Source organism: Nostoc sp. (assembly GCF_036917515.1).
GTDB lineage: Bacteria > Cyanobacteriota > Cyanobacteriia > Cyanobacteriales > Nostocaceae > Nostoc.
Window position 1 is genome coordinate 1 of the sequence record NZ_JBALDE010000095.1, and the last position, 8,834, is coordinate 8,834.

The 8,834-nt window shown below is 39.9% G+C and carries 6 protein-coding genes and 1 pseudogene; 2 read left to right on the plus strand and 5 right to left on the minus strand.

The annotated features are described in order from the left end of the window. Nucleotides 1–91 precede the first annotated feature (91 nt). Nucleotides 92–1,414, plus strand: a pseudogene (locus V7K89_RS11165) (PhoX family protein); the annotation flags it as partial. A gap of 61 nt (nucleotides 1,415–1,475) precedes the next feature. On the opposite strand, the gene V7K89_RS11170 reads toward V7K89_RS11165, so the two are convergent. From V7K89_RS11170 to V7K89_RS11180, 3 genes are all read right to left on the minus strand, one after another. Continuing rightward, nucleotides 1,476–1,634 (minus strand): hypothetical protein, encoded by a 159-nt coding sequence (locus V7K89_RS11170; protein ID WP_335187080.1) that lies wholly within the window; start codon nucleotides 1,632–1,634, stop codon nucleotides 1,476–1,478. A 67-nt stretch (nucleotides 1,635–1,701) separates the two neighbouring features. Next, nucleotides 1,702–1,974, minus strand: coding sequence for a hypothetical protein (locus tag V7K89_RS11175; protein WP_335187082.1), 273 nt, complete (start codon nucleotides 1,972–1,974; stop codon nucleotides 1,702–1,704). 801 nt (nucleotides 1,975–2,775) lie between these two features. Continuing rightward, nucleotides 2,776–3,036, minus strand: a complete 261-nt coding sequence (locus tag V7K89_RS11180; protein ID WP_335047037.1) for a hypothetical protein — start codon at nucleotides 3,034–3,036, stop codon at nucleotides 2,776–2,778. Between the two features lie 481 nt (nucleotides 3,037–3,517). On the opposite strand from V7K89_RS11180, the gene V7K89_RS11185 reads away from it, so the two are divergent. Beyond that, complete coding sequence (locus tag V7K89_RS11185) at nucleotides 3,518–5,587, plus strand: tetratricopeptide repeat protein (RefSeq protein WP_335187084.1); 2,070 nt, start codon at nucleotides 3,518–3,520, stop codon at nucleotides 5,585–5,587. A 25-nt stretch (nucleotides 5,588–5,612) separates the two neighbouring features. Here the strand turns inward: V7K89_RS11185 and V7K89_RS11190 are convergent, their stop codons facing one another. Beyond that, a complete protein-coding gene (locus tag V7K89_RS11190; protein ID WP_335187086.1) occupies nucleotides 5,613–6,428 on the minus strand; it encodes a hypothetical protein in 816 nt (271 codons plus the stop codon). A 132-nt stretch (nucleotides 6,429–6,560) separates the two neighbouring features. Then, entirely contained in the window at nucleotides 6,561–8,141 is a 1,581-nt protein-coding gene (locus V7K89_RS11195) for a DUF1565 domain-containing protein (protein WP_335187088.1), read from the minus strand. Between the last annotated feature and the right edge of the window lie 693 nt (nucleotides 8,142–8,834).

The following is an 8,834-nucleotide window of genomic DNA, read 5'->3' on the forward strand; positions in this document are numbered from 1 at the left end:
TTTCTAGCTGATATATCCCTGACATTGTTCATCCTTCATCTGGTTTATTCTTATTCTCTCATCTGTAGTCCAATTTTAGAGAATTGGTATTAATCCAAATTTCCGCCCTCGCAAGCACACTTCATTGGGTCGTTTCCGCCATGAAAACGTTGCCATCCGTGCCGAAGCTAAAAAACCATTAATCGCCTACATGGGTGATGATAGACGTGGGGGACACACCTGGAAATTTATCAGTGCAGGTGTTATTTCTTCACCAACCAATAAAGCCAACAGCAGTTTATGGGAAAGTGGTACATTGTATGTCGCCCGTTACAATCCAAATGGTACGGGTCAATGGATACCCTTAAATTTAAACACTCCTACCAATCCCACTTCGCCATCGGTAATTTCTTCGGTGGAGTTTGCTGCTTTGGGTTCGGCTCAAAGAAATGGTCTTTTACCGTTACCAAAACGCAATGGAATTGCAGGTGAAACTACAGATGGCGGTTCCCTCGCAGTTGATCGCACCAATGAAGCAGAGAGACTACCTGCTTATCAAGGTAAAAAGCTATCTGACTTCTACACTTCCCAAGGTGCTATTCTCAGTGATGCTTTCTTAGCAGCGAATTTGGCTGGCGGAACTCCGACAGCACGTCCAGAAGATATAGAAGTGCATCCAACCACCAAAGAAGTATTCATTGCCTATACTGACGGTGCGCCAGGAAGCGACGGTTATCCAGATTCGCGCATTTTTCAGGTTGCTAAGTTAAATACAAACGTCAACGCAACGCAGCAATCTGGAGGATTGTACAAGATTATTGAAGATAGTGCCGATGGTACAGGTCTAACCTTCTGTTGGCAAAGATTTGCTCAGGGTGGAGAAGCCGGATCGATTTCTGGTGCTGGTTTTGCCAACGTCGATAATTTAGTGTTCGACAATAAGGCAAATGTTTGGGGGGTAACGGATATGTCTACCACCACTCACAATGGTTTTAATGTCGGTGCTGCTGGTACTGTAACTATCATCGACCACACAGCCAGTGGTAATGTTTCCAATTTCACAGGAGTTTTTGGTAATAACTGGCTATTCTACATTCCTACTACTGGTACTCACGCGGGAGAGTTAATACCCTTTGCTCAGGGACCAGTGCGTTGTGAGATGACAGGGCCGACTTTTGTGGGAGATACGCTGATTATTTCCGTACAGCATCCCGGCGAAGATAGCCCAATTAATGATGGTACGATTTTGAGTCGTGAGATTGAACTACTGGATTTGAATGGTGTTACATTCAAACAGGCTCGAACTGTCCCTCGTGGTAGTAGTTGGCCAAGCAACATCCCAACTGCTGATGGTGGTAAGGGTCAACCTAGAAGTCTTCCCAAACCATCTGTAATTGCTATCAAACGTAAGAATCCTACTGGTAGTTTTACTTAAAACTATGTGTGTAGAGACGTTAGATAATAACGTCTCTAGATTAATTTTCAAAGTAGGACTATTAATTTGTCACTCCAGATAGTTTTTTCTTGGGTTTGATTTCCAATGCCATACCACTAGCGATCGCTATACCAGCAAGAGTCATCGGTTTTGGTACGAATGTACTCTTAGAGTAAATTACCGTACTCACCTCTGTTGTAGACAATAAGTCGGCACTCAAAATGCTATAAAATTTTGTTCCTCCTGTATTTGGATTACCTGGATTGTTACCAATAAAAAACCGATCTTCAATAGCTCAGTCGTGACAGGTTGCCATTTGTAAAGCTGACTATAGGAGATGATGGGTAATCAAAATCACTTGCCCCTGTATACTGCGTACCCAAGTAGTCAAACAAAATAGATAGTCCATTGTTAACGCTTAGAGTTTCCTCGCCTAACCCGCTTAAGGTCGAGTCATCATACTGAAAAGAGCCGCAATACTGACCGGGGCGATCGCCAGATGTGGCATTTACGGTGAAAAGATATTGATAAACTTCTTCAGATTCAAGATGTAAATACACTTATTAGTGAAACAGTCAATTTTTTATCGAAGAGTTACGGTACATCGATGAGAAAACTAGTCCAGATGTTTTAGTATGTGCATTACCAGAATCATTATTAGAAAAAATGTCTTTTGATGAAGAAAATACTGACAGTAATAATCAACCCACTTCTAGTAATGAAAATAATTAAAAAGAAGTAGAGTTAGATTTTCGTGATTTATTTAAAGCAAAAGCAATAGCATTAAGAAAGCCAACACAAATTATCTTACCCTCAACATATAACGCCGCAAAAAAGAAGTCAAAGATAAGTAAGAGATTTGACGTAATTTAAATAGCAATATTGCGCTTTTTTCTCTTTCAGTTAGTTCAATCCTTTGGTCGTCAAATAAACGATAGAGCCAAACATTTGTATCAATAAAAGATGCAGCATTCATCATAACCAGCGACTGTAAATTTCTTCACGGCTCAGTACCCCATTGACTTGAACTGGATTCTCACTTAATTCATCAATTACGTCTTTTTTTAGAGATATTTTTTTCTTTACTAAAACAATTACTTGAATATCTTCTGCCTCACCGAGTTCTTGTTTGTACTCCTCGGGAATTTGAATAAAACCATTTTGAATTTTTGCTTGGAACTTTAATGCATCTAGGATCTTGATTCTCTCTGATATAACAATACAACTACAATCTTAGCCCGATTCTCTATATAGCAATCCTATCTAAGTTGTGAAAACGAAAAAACCGCTTTTTCTGCGAAATGCCAAAAAAAGAAAAAGAAGTTTTCACATCTAATTTAGGACTGCTAAAGTTGCTAAAATCAGGCATGGAGATTTGCTTGTTCCTGCAACCACGGATCGACAGGTTGTCCATCTTTGCGGCGTAATTCAATTTCCACAACCATCACTTCTTTGGAACCAGGAGGTGCGGGTTTTTTATGGAAAATAATGTCATAATCTTCTGGATTGTGTTTGTGTTCTTTCAACCAATCCTGTACCTTGGTTGTGGCAAAAAATGATTGCCCTTGCTCAAACATTCGGGTAATCTGCAATTGCAGTGTATAAGGATTTATGCGACCCATTTTCTACCGCCTTTGTTAAGTTAATTTGAGGATAAGTAATCTACTTACTGTAGATAATCTAATGTTAGTGCAAAGTAACCATATCTAACACTTACCATACAGGTAGAACTTCCAGTTTCAACGCCCTGTTATCTATAAAAAAAGTCCAAACCTTCTTTGGTGGATGGTCTAAGAAAGCGTCGATGCTTTCGTATTTTGTCTTCCACTAATTGATAAATTATTATTTTTACGCTTGACTTTCACTATCTTTAGTAGTAATCACAACGTGGTAATATTATAGTAGTAACGCCCCAAAAATTGTCATAAAATTAACTGTACTCTACGACTAAAGTTATACGTACACTAAGGACGAGGAAACGGATTAGTTAAGGATTGCTCAGAATTTTACACTGCCTTTACAACATTTAACTACTTAATTCTGTTATAGATTGGAAAGAGGCACGCTGCTTCAAAAACTGACCAACAGACTCAGATGGTTGTTATGCAGAGCAAAAATCAAGCTGTTTTCGCTTTAATTATAAAAAGCACGATTGTATTTTTACCCTTATTGTTATCCGTTGGAATTGCCAGTGGACAATCTGCACCATCACCCAAGCCAGCACTAACTCCGACTCCGGTGTTATCGAATTCAGAACGGGAAGAATTAACACGACTACGAACAGAAAAACGAATTCAACAGCAAGTCCAATCTGATTTTAAAAGCACTTTTAGCCGCACAACCATATTACTCGATGTTTGGCTAGTTATACTAAGTCTCTTTCCAGTCGCAGTCATTGTTTTGTTATGGCTATTGCGACGAGCGATAATCCGGGAAATTGTTGATCGGGCAATGCAACAAGTTCAGGGAATGGAAAAATTACAAAATCAGCTAACCACCGCTAAACAAGAAGCTGAAAATGTTATTCAAGATGCGAAAAAAATAAATTATGAATTAGAACAGGAAACGACTATTTTACAACAAAAAATTAAAAATGAACACGAAAATGTATCTACTCTGATATCCGATCTAGATTTAGCTAAAGCACAGGTATTAAGTAGATTAGAAACGGAACTAAAAAAATCTCAAGAAAATATAGAAAATTTAGAGTCAAAATTTGCTTCGGGATTATCTAAGTTAGAGTTTGATGCTCAACAACAAAAAGATGTAGCACTGGATAATTTAGGAAAATTAGCATCTGCGATCGCAGAAGAACTGTCTAAGTTAAAGTTAGGTGTACAACAACAGCAAGAACTAGCCGTTGCTGATTTAGAAATATCAAGGTCTGAGTTTGCATCTCAACTTTCTGGATGGCAGTTTGATGCTCAAAAACAAAAAGATATAACTTTTGAAAGTTTAACAAAATTGCAGTCAGAGTTTGTAGAAAAGTTATCTGAATTTCAGATGAATGCTCAAAAGCAAAAAGAAAGCGCAGTTGATCATCTAGGCATATTTGATCGTGAATTTAAATCTCAATTATCTGAATTACAGGTAGATGCTCAAGAACAAAAAAATAAAATTATTGAGAGTTTAGAAGTATTACAATCAGAATTCAAATTTCAATTATCTGAATTACAAGTCGATGCTCAAAAATCCCAAGAGCTAATGATTGAGAATTTAGAAAAATTTGGTTCTGAGTTTAGTTCGCAATTCTCAGAATTACAATGGAATGCTCAACAACAAAAGATTCTCATTTTAGAGAAGTTAGAAAGATTAGAAACTGAATTTGACTCTCAACTCTCTGAGTTACAATTGGATGCCGAAGAAAGAAAGGATCAGATTCTTCAAGAACTATCTGAAATTACGCCGGAATCCATTCTAGAGGTGGTAAATTCTGAAGTTGAAGAAGAAATACAAGAACAGCCGCAACAACCAGAATTCCCTGCTGATGAGTATGTAAAACAGGGAGATGGGCTGTTTTCTCAAAGACACTATGAAGATGCGATCGCAGCTTACAACCAAGCAGTGAAAATCCAACCTGATGAACCTGTGAATTGGTTAAAACGTGGTCTAGCTCTGGGAAGGTTGAAACGCTACCAAGATGCGATCGCATCTTACGATAAAGCGATTGCGATTCAGCCAGATTATCATCAAGCTTGGTGCGATCGCGGCGTTGCTTTTGGAAACTTACAACAACATCAGCAAGCCTTTGCCTCATTTGACAAAGCCACACAAATCAAACCTGACGATGCCGTTGCCTGGTTAAATCGCGGTCTTTCTCTAGTAGCATTAGAACAATACGAAGAGGCAATAGTCTCCTTTGATAAAGGGCTAGAATTTCAACCCAATTCTCCTAAAATCTGGGATAAACGCGGTTACACTTTGGTAATATTGGGACGCGATGATGAAGCGATCGCTAGTTTTAACAAAGCTTTAGAAATTAAGCCAGATTATGCCAGTGCTTATTACAATAAGGCAGCCTGTTACGCACTGCAAAGACAAGTTGACCGATCTCTATTAACTCTACAGCAAGCGATTGAACTTAATCCCAGGTATAAAGAAGACGCAGCAACTGATCTAGATTTTGATGATATTGCCGATGATGAGCGCTTTAAGCTGTTAGTTGCAGAATAAAAAGTCATTTGTCATTTGTCATTTGTCATTCGTCATTAATTATCCTCCTGTGCTCCTGTGCTTCTGCTCCCTGTTCCCCTGCTCCCCTGCTCCCCACAGTTCGATTCTGTTCCCCAGACATGGCTTTGAGTTTAGATGTAAAAAAATCAGAGCGATCGCTTTTTTCGGGAGTAAATTGCCCGATTGGGGCATGAATAACAGCAGGTGGGAGCAGTTTTGGTTTTCGTTGATGATCGCTTGGTGATGGGGAAGGTGCTGGACTTTCTTGTGAAGTTTGCCTCTGGCTGATAGCAGATAATCGCTCAAGGGTTGCTGAAGAGGTAAATTTCCCAGAAAGCGGAGACTTCAAGACGGTTTTATTGTCTCTATCTTCCTGCTTTTCCTCTTCTTCGCTCAAACATGTCTTTGGTTGATAACTTTTCAGTTGGAGAGTTGCAGTATTGCTGTGTTGATAGCCATTGTGACTCTTAGCTGGTGGTAATTGAGGACTGGTCACTTGCTCTACAGTGGGTTTTTTCTTAGCTGGCGGTAGAGCTGGTGCAGCCGATGAGGTTAAGCTTTGAGGAAATTTGCTACAAATCATTCGTTCAAATTCCATGTTGAAATGATATGCAGCCTGATCCCGGCGCTGCCAAAATACTAAAATTTGCTCCACGGAAACCGCTTTATAACGACCTTGATATAGTGCCTCAATTACCGCCAGGTGTAGCCAATTAAGGGGGTATTGCGTTTGCCAACGTTCAACTAGCTCATTGGCACTATACCCACCGAGATCGAAACTATAGTTAATTAATAAGGCGATCGCCAAGTTGGCAGAGGTGTCTGGAAGTGTTGTTAACATCGGGCTATTAGCTTTAGGCAATAGTTCTAAAATTTGTCACCCATCGCATATTAGCCTAGCGTGCTTTTAACTACATGGTTTTTTTTTCCAATAGTTGCCAAGCCGATAGGCAAGTGTTCCCTATTCTACTTATCAACTTTTAAAATGCAACCCCACATAGAGTGATTTAATCACAGATGTTCGCCCAATGGCGACTAATGCCTGATAAATCATTGCTGCAACTTCGGCGTGTGTTATCGAACGTAAAGGCACAAGCATTTTCGGATCTGGATAGTTGACAACTATCTCCGATTGTGTGGCAGTGGCAACAGCTGTCCGGGCGTAGTCGGGAATGGTATGACGATCGCTATATACTTCTAAAACATCGCGATCAACAGCTGGTAGTCCTAGTCCGTTTACCAAGGAGACAATCACTTGTAGCCGCTGCACACTTTGATCAGGGCGGAAAGTACCATCGCTAAATCCACCAACAAAGCCACCGCTAGCCGCGATTTGGATAGCGTTATAAGCCCAAAAATCCTTGGGTACATCTGTAAAATCAGGAGCTGGAACTTTGGGAAATGGGTTAAAAGCGATCGCCACCAAAGCTGCATACTGGGCGCGAGTCATTATTTGATCTGACTGGTAGCTACCATCAGCAAAAGCATGAGTTAAATCCATGCTCGCTAATGCTTGAATAAATGGTTCTGCCCAATGTCCGTTTAGTTCGACAGAGGCAGGGAGGCAGGGAGGGGGCAAGGGGACAAGAGGGCAAGGGGGCAAGAAGAGTTTTTCAGGTGGGGATTCTGTCGAGGTATCAGAAAAACTAGTGTTAACTGTTACTCGATTGATTGGGAGTAATTCTACCAAACCCTTGACTAGAGACGGATTTAATTGATTACCTACGGAAACTAGCTTTTGTGTAGTGGCATTGTATAAATCAAATTCACTATGATCGCGAAAAATATTATCACCTGGATCTTCGGTATTACCTAAATCCGGGACTGCATTACCATTGACTAATAAACCACCTTGGGTATTTTTAGTAATGAGATTTTGACGTAGCACAGGTTGAGCATTACGAGAAAGTGCGATCGCTGTACGATTTTCTGATAATTTGTTATTGGCGATCGTCGGAGCGGCAAAGTCACTAATTGCTATGCCTAAAGGGTTTTTTTGAAATACATTCCGCAGTACTTCTCCCTGGCTATGACCTGCTATCACTAACCCGCTAGCAGTATTTTGCACAAATATGTTATCTAAAATTGCGGGTTTGGCAGTACCAGTGGTAAATACACCTTCCCGCCCACAGTTACTCAGAGTATTGTTACTTAAAGTAGGTGCAGCTGATTCAATCCAAATACCAGTACCTTTAGCTAAGGGATTGGTGACAGTTACACCTAAAAGACTAGCATTATCAACCAAGAGCAGTGTAATATTTTGTATACCAAAACTGGGACTTTGATACTCGCCACTCCCAGAAATTACAATTCCTGCACCAATGTTTGCTTCATCACCCACCACTGTCGCTCCTCCAGGGACGATTAGTGGAAACACCTCACCACTAGCGACGTTGTAAGTCCCCGACTCCAAATGAATTATCGTCAGGATTTTGGTTACTTTTAAAGCACGGGTGAGGCTTTTAAACGGACTCAACCGTGAACCAGTATTGTTGGTATCATTCCCTGTCATAGGGTTGACATAGAGTGTGACAACAAGGGTAGAGTTCACCATTGATAGTTGAAAGTCAATTGTTTTAATTATGACAATTGTAAATAACACTACTTGTAGCAAACTTTTTCACAGTAATATCCTTGTGTATAGAAAATATACCCACCTGACCTTTTATGACAAGCAGATCGTGTGTACACATAAGTTATAAACTCTTGTGCAACATTCCAAGTTCTTATCTTAATTGCATTGTTAGTTGAAACAATCACGTTGTTAGTCGAAACAATCGCATTGTCAGTCGAAACAATCGCATTGTCAGTCAAAACAATCGCATTGTTAGTCGAAACAATCGCATTGTCAGTTGAAACAATCGCATTGTCAGTCGAAACAACAGACTTCTTGCAAAAGTCCCTAAGAGGATGTTTGAAAAGTGTTTGACTGTGATTTTAATCACCCCCCTTATAAAGGGGGGAAAAAAGAAATCTAGTCCCCTCCCCTTTATAAGGGGAGGGTTAGGGTGGGGTAAAAAATATTTGATATAGCAACAGCCAAAGTGGTTAGGACATCAACAGATGATAAAACTTAGACACAACAAAATTTTTCACCTAATCCCCAGTCCCCAGTCCCTTGCTATACATCAATCACAACTTTTCAAACATCCTCTAATACCAATTCTCTAAAATTGGACTACAGATGAGAGAATAAGAATAAACCAGATGAAGGATGAACAATGTCAGGGATATATCAGCTAGAAAT